The 19,636-nt window shown below is 54.0% G+C and carries 22 protein-coding genes; 3 read left to right on the top strand and 19 right to left on the bottom strand.

Annotated features, from left to right (window positions below):
• Positions 1 to 135: 135 nt before the first annotated feature.
• The 17 genes from ROP_RS42840 to ROP_RS34650 all read right to left on the bottom strand — a co-directional run bounded on the left by ROP_RS42840 (position 136) and on the right by ROP_RS34650 (position 13,823).
• Complete coding sequence (locus ROP_RS42840; protein ID WP_148222536.1) at positions 136 to 543, bottom strand: hypothetical protein; 408 nt, start codon at positions 541 to 543, stop codon at positions 136 to 138.
• A 3-nt stretch (positions 544 to 546) separates the two neighbouring features.
• Positions 547 to 954: a hypothetical protein gene (locus tag ROP_RS42835; protein ID WP_148222535.1), complete on the bottom strand. Its 408-nt coding sequence runs from the start codon at positions 952 to 954 to the stop codon at positions 547 to 549.
• Between the two features lie 289 nt (positions 955 to 1,243).
• A complete protein-coding gene (locus ROP_RS41675) occupies positions 1,244 to 2,767 on the bottom strand; it encodes an HK97 family phage prohead protease (protein WP_080512549.1) in 1,524 nt (507 codons plus the stop codon).
• Positions 2,751 to 3,938: a phage portal protein gene (locus tag ROP_RS41670; protein ID WP_015890647.1), complete on the bottom strand. Its 1,188-nt coding sequence runs from the start codon at positions 3,936 to 3,938 to the stop codon at positions 2,751 to 2,753. Before ROP_RS41670 ends, ROP_RS41675 begins: the two co-directional genes overlap by 17 nt.
• A gap of 21 nt (positions 3,939 to 3,959) precedes the next feature.
• Positions 3,960 to 5,495: a terminase large subunit domain-containing protein gene (locus ROP_RS41665; RefSeq protein ID WP_015890646.1), complete on the bottom strand. Its 1,536-nt coding sequence runs from the start codon at positions 5,493 to 5,495 to the stop codon at positions 3,960 to 3,962.
• Positions 5,488 to 5,745: a hypothetical protein gene (locus ROP_RS42830; protein WP_148222534.1), complete on the bottom strand. Its 258-nt coding sequence runs from the start codon at positions 5,743 to 5,745 to the stop codon at positions 5,488 to 5,490. Before ROP_RS42830 ends, ROP_RS41665 begins: the two co-directional genes overlap by 8 nt.
• A gap of 609 nt (positions 5,746 to 6,354) precedes the next feature.
• The gene (locus ROP_RS41660) at positions 6,355 to 6,648 is read right to left on the bottom strand and encodes an HNH endonuclease (protein WP_231869018.1); all 294 of its coding nucleotides are present in this window, start codon (positions 6,646 to 6,648) and stop codon (positions 6,355 to 6,357) included.
• 707 nt (positions 6,649 to 7,355) lie between these two features.
• Complete coding sequence (locus ROP_RS42825; protein ID WP_148222533.1) at positions 7,356 to 7,739, bottom strand: hypothetical protein; 384 nt, start codon at positions 7,737 to 7,739, stop codon at positions 7,356 to 7,358.
• Positions 7,740 to 7,774: 35 nt separating this feature from the next.
• A complete protein-coding gene (locus ROP_RS42820; RefSeq protein WP_231869017.1) occupies positions 7,775 to 9,052 on the bottom strand; it encodes a hypothetical protein in 1,278 nt (425 codons plus the stop codon).
• Complete coding sequence (locus ROP_RS44390) at positions 8,995 to 9,300, bottom strand: hypothetical protein (protein ID WP_231869016.1); 306 nt, start codon at positions 9,298 to 9,300, stop codon at positions 8,995 to 8,997. Before ROP_RS44390 ends, ROP_RS42820 begins: the two co-directional genes overlap by 58 nt.
• Before the next feature lie 104 nt (positions 9,301 to 9,404).
• Positions 9,405 to 9,749: a hypothetical protein gene (locus ROP_RS42815; protein ID WP_148222532.1), complete on the bottom strand. Its 345-nt coding sequence runs from the start codon at positions 9,747 to 9,749 to the stop codon at positions 9,405 to 9,407.
• Positions 9,750 to 10,065: 316 nt separating this feature from the next.
• Positions 10,066 to 10,290, bottom strand: a complete 225-nt coding sequence (locus tag ROP_RS34660; RefSeq protein ID WP_043825976.1) for a hypothetical protein — start codon at positions 10,288 to 10,290, stop codon at positions 10,066 to 10,068.
• Between the two features lie 123 nt (positions 10,291 to 10,413).
• Complete coding sequence (locus ROP_RS34655; RefSeq protein WP_043825974.1) at positions 10,414 to 11,007, bottom strand: hypothetical protein; 594 nt, start codon at positions 11,005 to 11,007, stop codon at positions 10,414 to 10,416.
• Positions 11,008 to 11,185: 178 nt separating this feature from the next.
• Positions 11,186 to 11,326: a hypothetical protein gene (locus ROP_RS43260; protein ID WP_158306521.1), complete on the bottom strand. Its 141-nt coding sequence runs from the start codon at positions 11,324 to 11,326 to the stop codon at positions 11,186 to 11,188.
• A 12-nt stretch (positions 11,327 to 11,338) separates the two neighbouring features.
• Positions 11,339 to 12,322 carry a hypothetical protein gene (locus ROP_RS42810; protein ID WP_148222531.1) on the bottom strand — a complete coding sequence of 328 codons (984 nt, stop codon included), beginning with the start codon at positions 12,320 to 12,322 and terminating at the stop codon, positions 11,339 to 11,341.
• A 304-nt stretch (positions 12,323 to 12,626) separates the two neighbouring features.
• Positions 12,627 to 12,839: a hypothetical protein gene (locus ROP_RS42805; protein WP_148222530.1), complete on the bottom strand. Its 213-nt coding sequence runs from the start codon at positions 12,837 to 12,839 to the stop codon at positions 12,627 to 12,629.
• Positions 12,840 to 13,076: 237 nt separating this feature from the next.
• On the bottom strand, positions 13,077 to 13,823 hold the full coding sequence (locus ROP_RS34650) for a site-specific integrase (protein WP_043825972.1): 747 nt from the start codon (positions 13,821 to 13,823) through the stop codon (positions 13,077 to 13,079).
• 70 nt (positions 13,824 to 13,893) lie between these two features.
• Here ROP_RS34650 and ROP_RS34645 point away from each other — a divergent pair, with 70 nt between their 5' ends.
• A complete protein-coding gene (locus ROP_RS34645; protein ID WP_015890642.1) occupies positions 13,894 to 14,856 on the top strand; it encodes a COX15/CtaA family protein in 963 nt (320 codons plus the stop codon).
• Here ROP_RS34645 and ROP_RS34640 read toward each other — a convergent pair.
• Entirely contained in the window at positions 14,853 to 15,218 is a 366-nt protein-coding gene (locus tag ROP_RS34640; RefSeq protein WP_043825970.1) for a hypothetical protein, read from the bottom strand. The two genes, ROP_RS34645 and ROP_RS34640, sit on opposite strands and share 4 nt — an antisense overlap.
• A 126-nt stretch (positions 15,219 to 15,344) precedes the next feature.
• Here ROP_RS34640 and ROP_RS34635 point away from each other — a divergent pair, with 126 nt between their 5' ends.
• Positions 15,345 to 16,310 carry a quinone oxidoreductase family protein gene (locus ROP_RS34635; protein WP_015890641.1) on the top strand — a complete coding sequence of 322 codons (966 nt, stop codon included), beginning with the start codon at positions 15,345 to 15,347 and terminating at the stop codon, positions 16,308 to 16,310.
• Between the two features lie 13 nt (positions 16,311 to 16,323).
• Here ROP_RS34635 and ROP_RS34630 read toward each other — a convergent pair whose 3' ends face one another.
• The gene (locus ROP_RS34630; protein WP_015890640.1) at positions 16,324 to 17,307 is read right to left on the bottom strand and encodes a heme o synthase; all 984 of its coding nucleotides are present in this window, start codon (positions 17,305 to 17,307) and stop codon (positions 16,324 to 16,326) included.
• A gap of 214 nt (positions 17,308 to 17,521) precedes the next feature.
• On the opposite strand from ROP_RS34630, the gene tkt reads away from it, so the two are divergent.
• Positions 17,522 to 19,630, top strand: coding sequence for a transketolase (tkt, locus tag ROP_RS34625; RefSeq protein ID WP_015890639.1), 2,109 nt, complete (start codon positions 17,522 to 17,524; stop codon positions 19,628 to 19,630).
• Positions 19,631 to 19,636: the final 6 nt, after the last annotated feature.

Raw genomic sequence — 19,636 nt, 5'->3', positions numbered from 1 at the left:
GTACAGCATCACGCTTTACTTTGTTACCGATACGGTCGAAGGCTTGTTTCAAGTCACCAGAACGCTGTCCAAGTTTGGTCAGAGAACTGATGACATTGAGAATGCCGTCAACCTTTACGCTTACCCCTGTCACCGCTAGGCCACAACCTTTGTAGGTTCATCGTTTACATCGAGACGAGCCTCGAATGTAAAGACCTCATTCGCAGTACCACCAACAGGAGGCTTAGAGCCTACATTGAGCGTGCCTGAGAAATGAGGCTGAGCGGCAGTTGCAGTTGCGTTTCCGTATGGCTTGAATAGGAATGCAATGTCTGTTGACCCTGCTTCCGTCCATAGGAATGACCAGAGACTTGTCTCTGAGTAATCGGCTACTGCTTCAATTTCGAAGTACCACTGAACAGCACCACCATTCGCAAGGTCTGCGAAAGTCGTAGCGTCATCGTCCGCTTCCTCGTTCTGTAGAACGATAGAAGTTAGGTCCATGTTGTATTCAACTGAGTCTACGGTGATGCTAAGTGATTTACCCTTGTACTTATTTGCCATGATTTATTCATCCTCTCCAAGTTTTAATTGTGCTTCAATTTGAATAATTGCCCCAAAGTAGGTGTTGCCGCTGAATGCTGCTTCACCTGGAGCAGAAACATTTACAATGTCAAAGTCTTCATCCAGTGCTCTGATTGCTGTCAGGATTAACTCATCCATCGAGTCAGCAGCAACTCGGTTAGAAGACTTTGGTGGTCCAAGTAGCATTACCTGAACCGCGACATTGTATTCACCAAACTTGAAATTGTTTCCAGTCTGGAGAACTATGTAGTTGTCATCAGGAACAACTACGGCTAACGGTGGAGAGAGTTTCGTCTCTGCATAATCAACTGTCCTGATACCCGCTTCTGACAGAGCAGTAGCAATGTCCTGCCTTAGTTCTGATAGAGGGTTTACCACGGTAATACCCACTTTCTCAGAACCATGTAGGCAGGAACCATTGGGTCTCTGCTAGTGATGATTGGGGATAGGTCAGTCTGAAAAGTGTCCTGAACATGACGGTAAGAAGTTGAGTACTGCGCCCATAGTTCATTGATTACCTTGATAGTTGCTAGGTCAACAATCGGTTCAGGGATAACAGTGTCACCAATGTAATCCTCAATAAGAATGATTGCCTGTCCTAGCAACTCTTCAACCAAGTCGTAGTCCTCAGGGCCAACATTAATTTCTCTCGTCGCTCTCTCCACCGTTACAGCCATTGTTAGGACACTCCGTCATCCTTGATGAAGGTAATACCCTTTACGTCAGGTACGTCTACACCGAAGTAACCGTAAACTGAGTAGTCCTTTGTCAAGTTGACAATGTTCTCATCAGTTAGACGGAATGGAGCACCTGCTGATTCACGGGAAACTAGAGCCTGGCTTGCGGCAACAACAACGGTGCCTGCTGCAAGGTTCTTTCCAACTACTACAGGAGTGCCGTCGATTACACCGGCTAGCTTTCCATTTAGAGGAAGTGAACCGAATGTATTCTGTCCATCACCATTCACTGCGAATACAGGGCGACCTGATAGGTCAGTGATTGTCGCTAGTTTCTTGTGAACGTCGCGGCTGATTACGATGAAGTCTGCGCTTAGTCCAAGCTTAGAGTTGTCATCGATTTCTGCCTTCGCGTCTAGAACAGCACCGATCCATACCTCTGCATCAGTAGAAGTCTGATCGATAACTACCTCGTTTGCAGTAGCAGAAGTGGCTAGAAGTGCAGCCTGAACTGCTGCCTCTGTTGCGTTTGCGTATGCAATTGTCTGGAAGCGTAGAACTGCTTCTAGGTAGGCAACGTCTGAACGCTCAATAGCCTGACGGCTGATGCTTGAGTATCCACCGTATGTCTTCACAGCAGCGTTGGCAGTATCAATGTCCAACTTTAGGTAGGCAAGGTTGTCACCTTCGTTGGCCTGAACTCCAACTGTTCCTGTCTGTGTCTTTACGTATGGGTATTCGTAGGTGTTGCCACTCTGAGGTAGCGGAGCCTGTGAGAATAGACCCTTAACGATGCGCTGCTTTTCAACTAGCTTTAGACCATCGTTGATCCAAGCTGGGCGAGTAATGTCAGCGTCTACAGAAGTTGCGAAGTCACGTGCTTCGGTGTCTCCCTTGAATAGTGCCTTCATCCATTCACCTGCTGAACGGAACTGAACAGTGTCCTGCTCGTCACGCTCTGTAACCTTGTCAAACTTTCTGCCTAGTTCAGCAAGCTCACTACGAACTTCACCGATTTCAGCAGAATAATCAAAATTGTCTTCCATTTTATTCTCCTTATTATTTTTATTATCGGCTTCGCGTACCGAAGTAACACTTGCCTTTGTGTAAGCAGGGAAATTGACAACTGAAACTTCTTTCAATGTTGCTTTCTCTCTTACGATCACATCGCCTTCTTTACGACTCTTGGTCGGAATAAAGCCGATGGAAAACTTTGATACGTCGCCGGCCTTGAGTGCGCGGTAGACGTTTTCACCTTTGTCTGTATCGTTTAGTACAGCATCGATTTCTAGACCATGTTCTGTGTCACGCATTGCTGTGACTCGACCAATAGGAATGTCTCTATGATCGTGTCCCCATAGGAGAGGCACAGACTTCGTTGTATCGAATGCGCCTCTTTCAACACGTTCCTGGAAACCTCCAAGGTCAATGGTCTGCCCGTAGGGTACGGCTAAGCCAGTAACCTGACGCATTTCTACGTCAGACATACGTGCTTCAAAGTCGTACTCTCTAGTCTCCATTTCCATTGTCGGATACTTCCTTATCAGAATTAGCCTTTGAGTCTTCGACTACCGCAGGCTTAGCGGCTTCTTTCTTAGGCAGTGCTGGTAAGCCTTCCTGCTTACGCTGCTCCGCACCGTCGTAGTAACCTACGTCGTACTGAGTCTTTTTTACTGCCCAAAGTTTCTCAGGAGACATACGTAGTAGTTGCTCCTCATTGAATTCAACTCTCTGATTGCGTGGAAGCAGACTAGAGAGGAACTGCTCGATTTCATTCATGTAGTTCGACAGGGTGTTCTGGTAGAACTGAATGTTTGATTCGATGTAGTTGGTGTACGTCATTGACGTTCCCTGAATTGCTGACAACAAGTTGGCAGCAGGGATACCGAAAATACGAGCAATGTTGCGAATGTTGGCTTCTGCTACGTCGATGTACTGAACTTCCATTGGCTTTGCAGAGAAGGCTTCATAAGTCATACCGAAGGGCAGAACTGCCTGTCCTGAACTCCCCTTAAGGAAGTTGTTCCATGCCTCTACGATTTGAGCAGACTGAGTAGCGTTCGGTGTCTGAGTCGTAGAGAGGATTCCTCTAGGTGTTCCTGTGGTGTCAAACCATGTCTGCTGGAACTTGTCTAGAAGGTATGCAGCCTTGAGTTCACCACCCATACCCGTGAGTGGACCAATACCTTTGAGTTGCCCCGGCATACGGTCCAACTTGAGGTGTCTTATACGGCCAGCCGGAACGACCTTGTTACCAACGTAGTAGGTGGTCTTCCCGGTATCGGGGTCTTTCGTCACTGTGACGCTATCGGGGTCCAGGACCTCGACTGATGACACAGGGTCTCCGAAGGTTCTGACGTAAGCATTGCCCCAAAGTGCAAGTGACCAGACGACTTGCTGAACGAATGATCGTTGGCTCTCGCCTTCGATTGGGTTCTGAATAACCAATGGGGTGTTGATTTTCTTTTCGCCTCTGTAGACCTCTAGAGGCATTTGAGAAATCATGGTGCTGATGATGTTGACAGAGCGGTACACAGTACCGATTCTTGAAGCCTCTTTAGGGTTAATTCCTACGGCTTCTCTTGAAGGTGGAAGAATGGCAGGACTGGGTTCACCATCAGGTGTTGACCTAGTTTCTACTTCATTTCTAACCTGTTCTACTGGTGCTCCAAACCAGAAATCGTTCCATTTACTCATGCTGTTTATTATTTTATCACATTATAAAACAATTAGTTTGAAGTCTTGCATTTCCATACGCTCTGCCTGATAAACAGCCATGACCATACTTCTAACTGCATCGATTTCACCCGTTGAATGTGTAATGCTGATTTTTACTCCTTCTCCTGAATTTTTCATAACTGTATTAGGTAACTGCCTCTTCATTAGTGGTTCATCGGCATGAATCATTCGCCCTGTGCCAATCAGAGAGGTTGCTGTAGAGGTAGCAGAAACCATTTGAGCCTCTGTAATGTATTCGGCTGGTAGGTTGTGCTGCTCTCTTAGGTTTATAGCCAAGTCACGTAGTGCCATACCATTAACTACGAACAGTTCTGCTCTCTGATTTGAATACAAGTACATGCAGACTTGCTCTAGGTATTCCAGGTTTGGCTGGTAAATACGACACACCATTTCGGTGTAGACCACATCATCAATTTTTGCTGCTGCTGTGACTGTTGCCCATTCCCAACCCTGAGTCTTATCGATTGAGTACACAACATTGCCTGTGTAGTGCTCAGGAATACCCTTACCGTTGGCCTTAGCCCATACATCGAGAGACAACCAAATGTCTTCTGAGTGGATGAACTCATTACGTCGGTAGCGTCTGAACTCTGCATAGTCACCGGCAGGGTTCGCCTTGCCTTCCAGGATTTCCTGGTCAATGTCGATACGTGGTGGGTTGGTCTGAGAAGCAGGGTTAGCCCTGAGCAGTGCCTCTCGGTCGAACAACTCAGTTCCCTCTGCAACTGTCCAGTGCCAGAAGCCAAATCGTGGGTTGGCATCCTCTCCCCCGGCGATTGCAGCCTGACCAGTCTTGTAGAGGCGCTTAAGAAGCTCTGAGTCCTCCGTACCGGCTGTAGTGATACCGATGACTACCGCTGAGAGACACGTAGAGGCACCCTTCACAGCAGCGTCATAGGCTTCGGTCTTCGTGATGTGTAGTTCGTCTACGACCACGGGGACGTTGCCCACGAAGGTAATACCCTGTAGACCATCACCATTACCGGCATGGATTTTGAAGTGAGCAGGCTTGTCAGTCCTACGAGACTCAAGACCTTTGCTGTTGGTGGTCTTGAAACGCTTCTTAAGCGCTTCGTTGTTCTCGAAGTTGTACTTGGTGTTGTCGAATACTTCTTTCGCCTGCTCTTTGGTAGACGCAAGAACACCAATGTTTGGTGCCACTGAGAGCAACATGGAGTACGTAACTAGAACAGAGGCAAGCGTTGACTTACCGTTACGTCTAGGGATACTTACAATCGCCTGACGATAGCGAAGGCATCCACGAAGGTGTTCTACCTCGTAGTCATCAGGGTATAACTCAAGAATCGAGTCAATTAGCCTGATTTGGTAATCGTCTAGTTCTAGGTACTTGCCGTTCTCCTGCTTAAACAGTTTGCAAGCAAGAGCACGTGCTCTAGGACCATCAGAGGGAGCATCAGGACTTAAAGGTGGTGTCCATTCGAGAGGACAATAAGGTTCTGTTCCGTCGAAGTACTGCGGCTTTCCGTACTTCTGAACTCTGTCTTCGTTAGACAAAGTCCTTCATCAGTTCATCGAACTCGTCTAGAACCTGCTCCTTTGGTAGTCCTGGCTTGCGCTTGTGCAATTCACGCATTACCTGTCTAAATTCACCTAGCAATGACGCTGTGGTTCGCTTATCCAGTGCTTCGGCCGCTTTATAGAGCGAAGTTACTAGAGGTTGATCACTATCCGTCATCCATTCCTGATTAGCCTCAATGTAGAGGTCAATCGACTCTACGTATGTTGCATTTCTTACTACTGCCATTCATTTACAACTCCTTTTTGGTTTTTCTAACTCCATTATAAACTATTTCATCACTAGGCAGGGGTCATGAGTTTCATTTCAAAAAAACGAGCATTAATTGGTGTCAATTAGTCTGCTTATTCACACACAATAGGGCCATAGTTATTTCTCTATTCGTGCTGATGATGAATTGATTTGAATTTAATTGATTTCTTTTTACTTTTCTCAATCGAACAATGTACGAGCCAATACTAGGCAGGGGTCATGAGTTTCATTTCAAAAAAACGAGCATTAATTGGTGTCAATTAGTCTGCTTATTCACACACAATAGGGCCATAGTTATTTCTCTATTCGTGCTGATGATGAATTGATTTGAATTTAATTGATTTCTTTTTACTTTTCTCAATCGAACAATGTACGAGCCAATACTAGGCAGGGATGACTACTATTATGCACATCATTGTTCACTGTGCTCTCAGTAGTAGTAATAGGTACTAATAGGTAGCACTGCTACCCAGTACTGCTACTGGTATACATACCAATACCTATGTGTATTACCCCTATGGGTATCAGGGTATGTCACTCACTACCCACCGGCGCTTACTGCGATACCCCTACCCTATTTAATTACTAGTACCCTGGCCTTCTAATTGGGCCGTCTGGGAAGTACTTCTTAGAGAACCATGACTTCTGTACTGACTGCTGCTTGTCCTGCTTCTTACTATTACACCTACGACACAAGACCTGTAGGTTCTCTATGTCATCGGTTCCACCCTTGGCCTTAGCAATGATGTGGTCAACGCTAAGGTGTTTGTCTAACTCGCAAATAGAGGGAAACAATCCGATGCACTGATAACCGAAGTTGGCTAATACTATTTGTCTGATGCGCTCCCATTCTTTACCGCGCGAACTGTGCTGAGACACTAGGCAGGACCTACCCAACGAACCACTCCCCTAGTTCGGACACCACCGAACCAAGTGCCATAGACGGTTCTCGTTGCTCCTGATCCCTGCCACATCCAGAAGTAGAGCAAGTCATTCGCATTGAAGACCCTGCTGACTCTGGCATGAGGACCAGCCCAACCATTACCCGCACCCTGTGCTGCTGCAATCGAATTATTAACAACGCTAGTGCCATTCATCGTGACTGTGGCTGAGCAGACTGATGTGCCTACACCATCCACAAACCACTGCCAATCGAGTTCGTATCGTCCTGTGAATGGGATTAGAACTCTTGCCTTAGTAGTGTCACCTGCTCCACCTCCACCCGCGCCAAACCACATGTTCGCTGTGTCTACGACAGACGAGAATCCACCACCTGCTGACGTGTCAGAGGCATTACCGATACCGAATGTTCCTGAGTACACGAAGTCACAGACTGGTGCTGTAGTTCGTCCCTCTGCTCCGTAGAGTGCTTTTTGTAGGTCAATCACATCACTGACGTTATGCATGTGTGGCGTAGGGTTGTACGCCGTTACTTTAATTCCCATTTTCTCTAACCTCTTTCTGTAGTTTTTTAGTCTCCATGAAGCACTTCAATACTTCCGATTTGGGCCAACCAAGTTCCTTGGCTATTTTCTTGAGGTACGCGATGTACTCTCGGTCGGTCATTTCTGGCAATTCAGGCTCGTTCATACCGGCTCCACAATCAAATAGGTTCCGGTGGTTAATGTGTTGTATGTGTCGATTGAAGAACCTGTGTCCTCTACCTCCATAGTGATCACATCACCGTTGTTCAGGGTTGTATTTCGTGTTTTTTCCGTGGTGTCGTTATCGAAGTACTCGACTGCTCCCAGAACAACCCCGTTGACCATGATTCTCGTTGGAATGTCTGATAGACCAGTGCTACTGACTCTAATGACACGGAATCGAATTGTTACTGCACCTGAACCTGACACCACGATTCCATCGGACGTAATCACTGTATTCGGATAGCCTGAACGAACAGTCCATCCTGGAACCTTGGTCCAAGGGAAGTTCTCAAAGTAGAAGTCTCCAGACTTGTCCATTCCCATCGGAACAAATGGAATTACTAGAGGTCTTAGGAGTATCAAACCTTCTCACCCACAATGTAAGCCGTTAGGCGCTTACCCGGTGTTGTTCCTACCGCCGTTGTGTAGACCGTCAACACATCACCAGCCGCAAACGACCATGAGCCTGTGACCGCTGATGGAGACGTAGAAGCCGTTCCTGATGTACCTGAGACCGCTGAACCGTTCTTTCTCAATTCGACTGTGGTAGTTCCTGAAGCATCGGCAGTACCCATTTTGTATTTCACCGATGTGATGGTCATTGCGAACGGCATTTCCACACCCTCAGGGATTTCACCTAGACCCGTCGCCCTGTTGCTGAGCGTCTGGATGTAGACGATTGACTCTTTCTTGTACTTATCAAGAGTCGTTTGAAGGTTCGTCACATCACTGATTGCATGAGTGTGAGTGGATGGAGTGAATGTTGAAGGCTTATCGGTGATTCCAGCCCATGTTGTTGTTCCTGCTGGACCTTCTGGACCCTCCGGCCCTTCTACACCCTGGATTCCCTGCTCACCCTGAGGGCCTACGTCACCAGTGTCACCCTTGACTCCCTGAATGCCCTGGTCACCCGTATCACCTTTGACACCCTGAATACCTTGGATGCCTTGTTCACCTTGAGGACCAACAAGACTGTTCAACCATTCGGACTCTGTACCAACGAATCCTTCGGCTACGGCAACCTCATACGCTGACAATCCGTCTGCACCGTCGTTACCGGGTACTCCCTGAATACCTTGAATGCCCTGAGCACCTTGTAGACCCTGTTCGCCTTGAATACCCTGCTCTCCCTGAGGTCCAGTGTCTCCGGTATCACCCTTGATGCCCTGGATGCCTTGTAGACCTTCGGGTCCTTCTGGACCAATCAGAGAAGTAAGCCACTCGGCTTCTGTTCCAACAAATCCATTGGTTACTGCCACCTGAAAGGCAGAATCCCCATCGACTCCATCAGTACCGTTGGTGCCGTTCGTTCCGTCTGCACCAGGTACACCCTGTTCTCCGGTATCACCTTTCACACCTTGGATTCCCTGAATGCCTTGAATACCTTGGTCTCCGGTGTCTCCCTTATCACCCTTCGGACCCTGGATTCCTTGGATACCCTGATCACCTGTAGCTCCTGTTTCGCCCTGAATGCCCTGTAGACCTTGAGGACCTTCGGGACCTACCAAAGTCTCCAACCACTCTGCTTCGGTGCCTACAAAGCCTTCTGAGACGGCAATGGCATAGGCAGAGGCTCCGTCTACACCATTCGTTCCATCGATTCCATCAGTGCCGGCTGGACCCTGAGGACCTTCCACACCTGGAATACCTTGAATACCCTGCTCACCAGTCGCGCCAGTGTCTCCCTTGACACCTTGAATGCCTTGAATTCCCTGAGGTCCGGCATCACCCACAGGACCCTGCTCACCGGCTGGACCCTGTTCACCAGGAATGCCCTGAATGCCCTGTGCTCCGGTATCGCCAGTGTCTCCCTTATCGCCTTTGTCACCCTTGGGACCTGGAACCGTTGAATCGGCTCCTGCTGGACCTTGAGGACCAGTGGCACCAGTTGCACCCTTTGGACCAACGGTTCCTGTCACGTCGATACGAGTTCTGTTGTCGTGGATTTCGATTACGGGATTCTCGTCTATGTAGTCAAGTCGTTCATCATTAGACAAGAGAAGCACCCCTTACCTGGAACTGACCGTAGAGCAGGCGCTCTATGTCTCCGTCAGGGGTTTCTAGCTCTAGCGTGTATGCGTAGGTGTTCGCCTCAATGAGTGCTGTGTCTTCGTCAGAGAAGTAAGCAACCAGGTAACCTTTCTCACCGTCAATTTCTGAGAGGTCTAGTGCTACTTCGTCAATGACTACTTTGGTAGTACCTCGTTTGAGGATGGTGAACGTTCCTGTCCACCCCGCCAAATCGATTGGGCTACCGTCTGAATTCTTGTACCTAAAGGTCTGCTTCCATGAAGCACCTTGGTCCATTGCTAAGTTCTTGCGTACTGCGATCAATGTCTATCCTTAACCCACTGACACCCTTTCTGTTGTCCACCGTGGTTACATCAATTATACAATAAAAGGCTGGTAGGTTTATTTGCCTACCAGCCTTCTAGTGCTTACTACTTGGTTCTATTGGCGTTGATTCTGTCTTTGTTTCGATGATAGTACTCAAGTTTCTTAGCGTTGATTTCTGGACGATGTTCCTTGGCGTACTGCTTGCTGTACTCGGTACGGCATTCCTTGCAATACGGATCAAGTCCGTCCTTCTGTCTGGCCTGCTTGTAGAACTGGTCTAGCGGCTTGACGCAACCATTCTTGGCACACTGCTTCATTCTTCATCCTCCTGTTCTTCGGTTAGTAGTTCGATAATTTCTTGCAACTCGTTTTCCTCAGGAATCAGAGGGAACTTCTCATGGTCTGCCAGGTCAATCATTCTGTTGATGACGTTGATTAGTTGAGGCTTTGTGAGAGTCATCAACCATTCGTTGTATTCCCAACGACGTTCTACGTAGTCATCCTGATCGCTAAGTGATTCATCAAACATCGTCGTCATCCCCTAGCAGTGCCGCCACTCTCGCAGAACGCTCATCCATTTCTCTTACCTGCTGCTGGATTTCAGTGAGACTGCTATCGATACGTCTAACTAACTCAATAAGTTCTAGTAGTTCGAACCTGCTCATGCTGCTACCTCCTGTCCTAGAAGTAGGCCAAAAGGCTTTAGCTCTTCTGCTACGCGGTCCTTGGTTCCCTGACGCTTTGCCCACCAGGGTTCTTCGAGGTTGTCCCATTCTTCAACCGCATCAACCCAACCGATAATGTCCACCACCGGCTTGTAGTTGGTCATTCCGACAACCTTGCCGTTATCCATGATTTGCTCATGAGGCACGAATGTCTTGATGACGATTGCCTTGTGGTCTACATCCTTTGGCCTGACGGCTAGAGGGTTCTTGAGGTTGTTGACTCGACGGATTTCGTAAGCCTGACCATCGTGATTAATGTCGGCTCCGTCATACAAACCCTTATGGGTTGAGAGGTAGAAAGAGGGCCAAATTTCTAGTGGTGTCGTTGTGCAGTCGTATCCGAATGCCTTGACTACCCCGGCTTCCGTCACCACGGAAACGATGTTGAGTTCTTCCTTGGTCATGTACTTGTTGACCGACCCGTAAGCCTTGATGTCATTCTTTCGCTCATTAACTACGGTACGAATGTGCGCTACTTCCTTGATGAATTCCTTCTCCTGCTTTGTGAATGTGATGCGTGTAAATTCCATTTCTTCATTTGTTCTCCTATTGGTAGTTACTCATTACTGAGTACTATTCTATTATAACATAAATAATTAATTCGTGTGAGCGCTTTTGCCATTCCGTGAACCATTGTTTGGGCATAGAAGAGGACCTAGAGAATGAAGGGTTCTCTAGGTCCTGATCGTAATGAAATTTGAAAGGAATTTACTCTTCCGATTCTACACTAATTTCTTTTTCTTCGCTCGCCGCTTTCAATGACTCGGCAATACGCTGTGCTCTCAAATCCTTGCAAAAGACAATGTGTGCGGTCAATTCTTCGATGCTCATGTTCTTTGGCTGTTTCATAATTCCTCCTTCCTAGTTACGTCCCATCCAGTAACCATTGTTTTTCAATACATCCATTTTACGCTGTTTCCTGGATTTTTTTTCTTCACTTCGATCAGGGGCAGGAGCAAGTTCCATCATCCACCAACGTCCAGGGTTCTTAATGTCTAGGTTGAGGATTCTGGCATTGCTCAAAGGCTTTCCAACTTTGTAATCGTATTCCTTGATTGACTCTGGACCCTCTTCTAACAACCCGGCTTTTCCTAGACGTGCAACCAATCGACGCACTACTACACGATCACAACCAACCTGCTCTGCCAATCGTAGTTTTGAAACAACAGGCTGAGTCGTTGTATAGGTTGCTGCTTCCTTGTAAATCCAAACCAGTACGTCTACCTGATTCAGAGTGTTGCAGTGTTCTACGGCCTGGATGAACCAATCCCTCAGAGGCACATCGATGGTTTTGACCTTTGCGGCATTACGCTTTGCCTTGTCCTGTAGGCGCTGGATTTCTTTCCAGGTCAACCCGTGCTTCATCGCCTCCGTTGTGACTCTGCCTGTAGGAAGGTCATAGCGGTAGCAATAGGACATACAGCGAATGTATTCCAACTTCACCTTGTTAGGTTCTGCCTGCTGCATACGGGTGACGTAAGACTGATCCGTCTTCCATACCTCTACCTCAGGAAGTTCAATCGTAATTATTTCTTTGTTGATCACTACGTCTACGGTGCTGCTTGGCAGGATTCCAGGTGTCCCACAGTAACTAATACCCTTACTAATACGGTCTCTGGAAGGTCTAGAAGCAGAGTAGACAGAGAGCACAGCGTCTTTGTAGTCCTCGTCAGTATCAGAATCGAGTACTGCCATTAGGTCTTCAAAGGAAAGTAGTGGTGCTTGTGCTAGTGCTTCATCCTTGGCGAACTGAGGAAGGTGGCGGTGCTCGTCAGTCCTTTCGAATACGTCCCTGATGAATTCTTCATTCCATTCAAGGTCTTTGTAAATTTCTCTCTCGTTCATTAATCATCATTCTCCTTAGTTAATCAGAGAGTGACGATACAAAAGTATCCCCTAGAAGGGCCACTACACACCTTCTAGGGGATACCGTCTTAACTAAGGAAATTAAGTTTCTGTGTTCTCCTGAATTTGAGTAGTGGGTCAAACTCTGTTACTGCTATTATAGCACAATAAAATAATTCGTGTGTACTGCTAACCATTCTCTGGATCGAGCAGACGCCATTCATCCCAGTAGACAACTTTGTTTTCGCAGGGGCACTGAGAGGATTTGCAGGCAAGGCACCAGAGGTAGGTCATTTTGATGTACTTATGCATTGTTGGTCATTTCCATCAATAGCAAGTAGTACTTAGACTTCCATTCATCCAGAGAATCCTGCAAGTCATTCACCTGAGTTTTCAATTCCTTGATTTCATCAAGTAGTTGCTGCTGCTGCTTCTCTCTTTTGTTAGAACTTCTTCGTAGTAGTTCCAGAAGAATTGCAAACACTCCTGCTACTACTGCAACGATAACTTCAATCATTTACATGTTTTGCTCCTTTCCCAGAGTAATTCTATTTTACCATTTAATTCCTGCTACTCCCTGATTCTTCTCTCTACCCTTCCATTCTTACTGTATAAGTAGGTTATTAGTTACTGTGGGACACCTTGAAAACGATCACACATAGTACAACGAATAACTCCATCAAGAAGAACCACCAACCCAAAAGAGAACTCCCCACCACTGAATTAATCAGCAGCAGGGAGTTCCCAGTTAGAACTAGGTCAGACCGAAGGCCCTGTGTACCACCTCCGAGTAGTCCTCCGAGGTGTGCTGTACATAGTACTTGAGGGACACCTGCACGTCGTGATGCCTCATTTGGTTTTTCAGTATGTTTGGAGGACACCCTGCCTTCACCAGTTCAGAAGCGAACTTGTGCCTTAAGGAATGTGGACTCAGGTGTATAGAAGCACGCTTCCCTGTCCTTTGGAGCCCCAGGTAAATGTTGTTCCTCGTGATAGAAGGCTCCCAGTCCACATACTCCTGAGCGAACCAAGCAGGGACATGCACAGGACCAGCAGACTTGGCTGTGGTGATCGTGCCGTTCGGTATGCGTTGCCGGTCCACCAGCAGAACGTTGCCCTTGATGCGTTGCTTCACAGACGCCTCCCCCAACCTCAGACCTGCGTAGAGCATCGAGAACCCGTACATCCTGTACCTGCTTTCATTCAACGTGGTGTGGATCACATCGAGTGCAGCAAGGTCATAGACCCTCTGAGGACTGCTGGTCACCTTGAGTGGCACACCTAACATGGAACGTAGGGCTATGGCATGTTTATTCCTGGTGGCAGGATTGATCACCGTCTGTAGACGGTTGTGGAGGAAGGCAGGGGTGCAGAGTTCTATCGGTGTGTCCATCAGGTCCAAGGACCGCAGAGTGCTCATGTAGTAGTAGACGGTGGATGCTTTGACCTGCTTGTTTGCAAGGTTCGCCTGTGCAACATCGAGAACAGTGGTAGTAGGCACTTCTACTCCTGTTGATCAGGCACAACCCCCAACGACACGCTGTAGTTGACGGCCCTCTACCATCGATGCCGTGCTGTATCGCGGGTTTCTGAGCCTGGTAGACCGTCTTCCCCTTCCGTCGCGGACCGTGCAGCGTGTCATCGCGTTCGCGGTGATCCTCACGCAGGGCGGCATCGCCGTCACCGGGGCCGTCGTCCGAGTGACGGCCTCCGGCCTCGGCTGCCCCACCTGGCCGCAGTGCTTCCCCGGCAGCTTCGTGCCGGTCGGGCACGGTGAGGTCGCCGTCATCCATCAGGCGGTCGAATTCGGCAATCGGCTGCTGACGTTCGTCGTCGTCGTGGCCGCGGCCCTGATCGTCCTTGCCGTCACCCGCGCACGCCGCCGCAGGGAGGTCCTCGTCTATGCGTGGATGATGCCTCTCGGCACCGTCGTGCAGGCCGTCATCGGCGGAGTCACCGTGCTGACCGGTCTGCTGTGGTGGACGGTCGCGGTGCACCTGCTCGCGTCGATGGCGATGGTGTGGCTGGCGACCGTGATGTACGCGAAGATCTGCGAACCCGACGACGCGCCGGCGTTCGACGTGATCCCCGCGCCGCTCCGCTGGCTCACCGCACTGTCGGCTGTTGCGCTCGCCGGGGTCCTCGCCGCCGGAACGCTGGTCACGGGCGCGGGCCCGCACGCGGGAGACAAGAGCCTCGACCGCGTGGTACCCCGCCTCGAGGTGGAAATCGTCACGCTCGTGCACCTGCATGCACAGCTGCTGGTGGGCTATCTGGCCCTGTTGGTCGGCCTGTGCTTCGGTCTGTACGCCGTCGGCGCCGCCCGGGCCGTGAAGGTGCGCATCCAGGTCCTGCTCGCGCTGGTGGTGGCGCAGGCGCTGATCGGGCTGGTCCAGTTCTTCACGGACGTGCCCGCCGTCTTGGTGGCGTTCCACGTGGCGGGAGCCGGGCTGTGCACCGCGGCCACCGCGGCGGTCTGGGCTGCGGGACGCACCCGCGAGCACGTCACGCAGCCCGACACCGCGAGCGTCTAGCGCTCGTTGCGGGCCTTCGGGAACCGGGTCTGCCGCGCCACCCAGCCTGCCATCTTCTGAAAGTGACCCTTGCGGGGCGTGACGATGCTGGTGATCGCACGGTCCCACTCCGACACGGTGACGTCGTCGAGCGAGGCGACGACGGCGTTCGCGGTGGCGAGGTCCTCGACCACCTGGTCACCGAGGATGCCGTCGGCTCCGACGAGGGTGATCCGAACGCCGGCGAGCCCGATGGGCTGGATGACGGCGCTGGCCGAACCGCCGTGCTCGGCCACGAACTTCTTGATCGCGTCGACCGTGTGCGACGGCAGCGAGGGCGCCGGGCTCGAGGGGGCCTGTTCCGCATGGGTGTCGGTACTCATGGTCCGAGAATACTGGGCGGTAGGCGCGGCGTGTCCGCCAGGCTCCGAACGGCGGCCGCGCAGTGGATCGCCGGCGACCCGCGCCGTAAGGAACTGGCGCGACCCGCGCCGTGTAGAACTGAAACCATGCGCGCCATACAGGTTTCCCGTCTCGGTGGTCCCGATGTCCTCGAACCGGTGGAGGTTCCCGAACCCGGGATCGGAGCGACGGATCTGCTCGTTCGCACCGACGCGATCGGCATCAACTTCATCGACACGTACTTCCGGACCGGGCTGTATCCGCGGCCGCTGCCCTACGTTCCCGGCGACGAGGGCTCCGGCGTGGTGGAGGCCGTCGGCGGCGAGGTGACGGATTTCGCGCCCGGCGACCGGGTGGCCTGGTGTGCCGCTCCCGGCAGCTACGCGGAGAAGGTGTCCGTGCCCGCAGCGGCCGCGATCGCCGTCCCCGACTCCGTGCCGGCCCCGCAGGCCGCCTCCGCGCTGCTGCAGGGCATGACCGCCCACTACCTGGCCCACTCCACGTATCCGATCCGGTCCGGCGACACCGTGCTCGTCCACGCCGGGGCGGGCGGAGTCGGTCTGATCCTCACCCAGATGGCGACGACGCTGGGCGCCCGGGTGATCACCACCGTGTCTTCGGACGCGAAGGAGCAGCTGTCCCGCGACGCCGGGGCGCACGAGGTGCTGCGCTACGACGACGACATCGCGGCCCGGGTGCGGGACCTGACCGACGGCGAGGGCGTCGCAGCCGCCTACGACGGCGTCGGCGCGTCCACGTTCGAGGCCAGTCTCGCGTCGGTGCGGATCCGGGGAACGGTCGCGTTGTTCGGTGCGGCGAGCGGGCCGGTGCCGCCGTTCGATCCGCAGCGGCTGAACCCGGCGGGTTCGCTGTTCCTCACCCGGCCCACCCTCGCGCACCACATCCGCAACCGGGAGGAACTGACGTGGCGGGCCGGGGACGTGTTCTCCGCGCTGGCCGACGGCGCACTGACGGTCCGGGTGGGAGCGGAGTACCCGCTCGAGCGGGCGGAGGAGGCGCATCGCGACCTCGAGGCGCGTGCGACGACCGGATCGATCGTCCTGGTGCCCTGACCCTGACGCAGAGTCAGCTCAGCAGGCTGCCGATGGTCTGCAGTCCCAGCACCGAGTCGACGGCGAGCCCGACGAAGACGATGGCCAGGTAGTTGTTGGACTGCAGGAACAGGCGGAGCGGTTTCACGGCCGCTCCGCCGCGGACGCTGCGGTACAGCTGATGGGCCATGAGCAGGAACCAGGCGCCGGCGACGAGCGTGACGGCGGCGTAGACGACACCCGCGGCGGGGACCAGCACGAGCGAGGTGATCACCATCGCCCAGCTGTACAGCAGGATCTGCTTGGTGACGTGCTCCTCGGTGGCGATCACCGGCAGCATCGGGACACCGGCCGCCTTGTAGTCCTCCTTGTACCGCATCGCGAGTGCCCACGTGTGCGGCGGCGTCCAGAAGAAGATGACGAGGAACAGCACGATGGGCTGCCAGCTCAGCGATCCGGTGACCGCCGACCAGCCGACCATGACGGGCATGCAGCCGGCGGCACCGCCCCAGACGACGTTCTGCCAGGTCCGGCGCTTGAGCACCATCGTGTACACGAGGACGTAGAACGCGATGGTCAGAACGACCAGGCACCCGGCGAGCAGGTTGGCCCGCCACCACAACCACAGGAACGACGCGACCCCGAGAGTCATGCCGAACACGAACGCGTGCGACGTCGGCACCGCGTCGCGGGCCAGCGGCCGCCGCGCGGTGCGCTTCATGACCTTGTCGATGTCGGCGTCGACGACGCAGTTGAGGGAGTTCGCGCTCGCCGCGCCCATCCAGCCGCCGAACAGCGTGCTGAGGATCAGCAAGATGTCCACGTTGCCGCGATCGGCCAGCAGCATCGCCGGGATGGTCGCGACCAGCAGCAGTTCGATCACCCGCGGCTTGGTCAATGCGATGTAGGCCAGGACCTTGCCCGTGACGCGACCGAGCACCGTGTCGGTGCCGGTCGCGCGGGGGGCGGGGCTGGGGCTGCCGAAGCCGTGTCCGCTCGGCTGATGCCCTGTCCGCACGTTCTCTCCTCGCACCACGCGTAATTCCACATCCAATGCCGGCGCTGCTCCCGAAGGCCATCGCGACGGCCGGCCGTCTACTACAAACGATGGTAGACCGCCGTAATGCGCGAACCGAATCGACCCGGATACGACCGCACACTAGGCTGGAGTCGCACAAGAGGCCCACGCATCCTCAGGCTCCACGTTCACCCATGTCAGGAGACTTCTGCCCGTGTCGATCACAGACGACATCCACGTCCTCACGCAACCGGTTCATCCCGCCGACTGGACCGAACTGGACACCAAGGCCGTCGACACCATCCGGGTGCTCGCCGCCGATGCAGTGCAGAAGGTGGGCAACGGCCACCCTGGCACGGCGATGAGCCTCGCCCCCCTCGCCTACACCCTCTTCCAGCGTGTCATGCGTCACGACCCCACCGACGCCGACTGGATCGGCCGCGACCGGTTCGTGCTGTCCTGCGGGCACTCCAGCCTCACCCTCTACATCCAGCTGTACCTCGCCGGCTACGGGCTGGAACTGGGCGACCTGGAGGCATTGCGCACCTGGGGCTCGAAGACCCCCGGACACCCCGAGCACGGCCACACCCGCGGCGTCGAGATCACCACCGGACCGCTGGGTCAGGGTCTGGCCTCCGCTGTCGGCATGGCCATGGCCGCCCGCCGTGAGCGCGGCCTGTTCGACCCCGAGCCCGCGCTGGGCGACAGCCCGTTCGATCACCACATCTACGTGATCGCCTCCGACGGCGACATCGAGGAAGGCGTCACCTCCGAGGCGTCGTCCATCGCCGGTGTGCAGCAGCTCGGCAACCTGACGCTGGTCTACGACGACAACAAGATCTCCATCGAGGACGACACGGCCATCGCGCTGTCCGAGGACACCGCCGCCCGCTACGAGGCGTACGGGTGGCACGTGCAGATCGTCGAGGGCGGCGAGAACGTCGTCGCCATCGAGGAGGCCCTGAACAAGGCCCGCGAGGTCACCGACAAGCCGTCGCTGATCCTGCTCCGTACGATCATCGGCTTCCCCGCACCGACCAAGATGAACACGGGCGCGGCACACGGCGCGGCTCTCGGTGCCGACGAGGTCGCGGCCGTGAAGAAGGCGCTCGGCTTCGATCCGGACAAGACGTTCGAGGTCGCGGACGAGGTCATCGCCCACACCCGCAAGGTCGTCGAGCGCGGCGCGCAGGCACACAAGGAATGGCAGGCCCAGTACGACGAGTGGACGCAGCGCGCCCCCGAGGGCAAGAAGCTGCTCGACCGCCTGATCGGACGCGACCTGCCCGCCGGCTGGGCCGACGTCCTGCCGACGTGGGAGCCCGACGCGAAGGGTCTCGCCACCCGGAAGGCGTCCGCCGCCGTCCTGAACGCCGTCGGTCCGGTGCTGCCCGAGCTGTGGGGCGGCTCCGCCGACCTCGCCGAGAGCAACAACACCACCATCAAGGGCGCCGACTCGTTCGGTCCGAAATCCATTTCCACCAGCATGTGGAACGCGGAACTCTACGGCCGCACCCTGCACTTCGGTGTCCGCGAGCACGCGATGGGCTCGATCCTCAACGGCATCGCCCTGCACGGGCCGACCCGCCCGTACGGCGGCACGTTCCTCGTCTTCAGCGACTACATGCGTCCCGCCGTCCGGCTGGCCGCGATCATGAAGACCGCGGTCACCTACGTGTGGACGCACGACTCCATCGGACTCGGCGAGGACGGTCCCACCCACCAGCCGATCGAGCACCTCGCGGCGCTGCGCGCCATTCCCGGTCTGTACGTCGTGCGGCCCGGCGATGCCAACGAGACCGCGCACGCGTGGCGCGCCGTTCTCGAGAAGGGCGCGGACGAGGCCACCCGCGCTCCCGCCGGTCTCGCCCTGACCCGTCAGGACCTGCCGGTCCTCGAAGGCACCAGCTACGAGGGTGTCTCCCGCGGCGGTTACGTCCTCGCCGACGCGTCCACCGGGGCTCCGGAGGTCGTGCTCATCGGCACGGGCTCCGAGCTGCAGCTGGCCGTCGCCGCGCGCGAGGCCCTCGAGGCGGAGGGCATCCCCACCCGGGTCGTGTCCGTGCCCTGCGTCGAGTGGTTCGACGCCCAGGACCAGGCCTACCGCGACGGTGTGCTCCCCCCGACCGTCAAGGCGCGGGTCGCCGTGGAGGCCGGCGTCTCCATGCCGTGGTACCGCTTCGTCGGCGACGCAGGCGAGATCATCTCCATCGAGCATTTCGGCGCCTCCGCCGACTACAAGACCCTGTTCCGCGAGTTCGGTTTCACCGCCGAAGCCGTCACCGCCGCCGCACAGCGCTCGCTCGCACGCGTGAAGGGATAGAACGCC

This window comes from Rhodococcus opacus B4 (genome assembly GCF_000010805.1).
GTDB lineage: Bacteria > Actinomycetota > Actinomycetes > Mycobacteriales > Mycobacteriaceae > Rhodococcus_F > Rhodococcus_F opacus_C.
Note: the sequence above shows the minus strand (reverse complement) of the source record. Positions and strands in the feature narration are given on the sequence as shown.

Excerpts from the sequence above, each read along its gene's own strand:
- ROP_RS43260 (WP_158306521.1), bottom strand. The coding sequence starts at position 11,326 with ATGAAACAGCCAAAGAACATGAGCATCGAAGAATTGACCGCACACATT.
- ROP_RS42830 (WP_148222534.1), bottom strand. The coding sequence starts at position 5,745 with ATGGCAGTAGTAAGAAATGCAACATACGTAGAGTCGATTGACCTCTAC.
- ROP_RS34640 (WP_043825970.1), bottom strand. The coding sequence starts at position 15,218 with ATGAGTACCGACACCCATGCGGAACAGGCCCCCTCGAGCCCGGCGCCC.
- ROP_RS41675 (WP_080512549.1), bottom strand. The coding sequence starts at position 2,767 with ATGGAAATGGAGACTAGAGAGTACGACTTTGAAGCACGTATGTCTGAC.
- ROP_RS42840 (WP_148222536.1), bottom strand. The coding sequence starts at position 543 with ATGGCAAATAAGTACAAGGGTAAATCACTTAGCATCACCGTAGACTCA.
- ROP_RS34655 (WP_043825974.1), bottom strand. The coding sequence starts at position 11,007 with ATGGAATTTACACGCATCACATTCACAAAGCAGGAGAAGGAATTCATC.
- ROP_RS34635 (WP_015890641.1), top strand. The coding sequence starts at position 15,345 with ATGCGCGCCATACAGGTTTCCCGTCTCGGTGGTCCCGATGTCCTCGAA.
- ROP_RS41670 (WP_015890647.1), bottom strand. The coding sequence starts at position 3,938 with ATGAGTAAATGGAACGATTTCTGGTTTGGAGCACCAGTAGAACAGGTT.
- ROP_RS34660 (WP_043825976.1), bottom strand. The coding sequence starts at position 10,290 with ATGACGACGATGTTTGATGAATCACTTAGCGATCAGGATGACTACGTA.
- ROP_RS42825 (WP_148222533.1), bottom strand. The coding sequence starts at position 7,739 with ATGGGAATGGACAAGTCTGGAGACTTCTACTTTGAGAACTTCCCTTGG.
- ROP_RS42810 (WP_148222531.1), bottom strand. The coding sequence starts at position 12,322 with ATGAACGAGAGAGAAATTTACAAAGACCTTGAATGGAATGAAGAATTC.
- ROP_RS42805 (WP_148222530.1), bottom strand. The coding sequence starts at position 12,839 with ATGATTGAAGTTATCGTTGCAGTAGTAGCAGGAGTGTTTGCAATTCTT.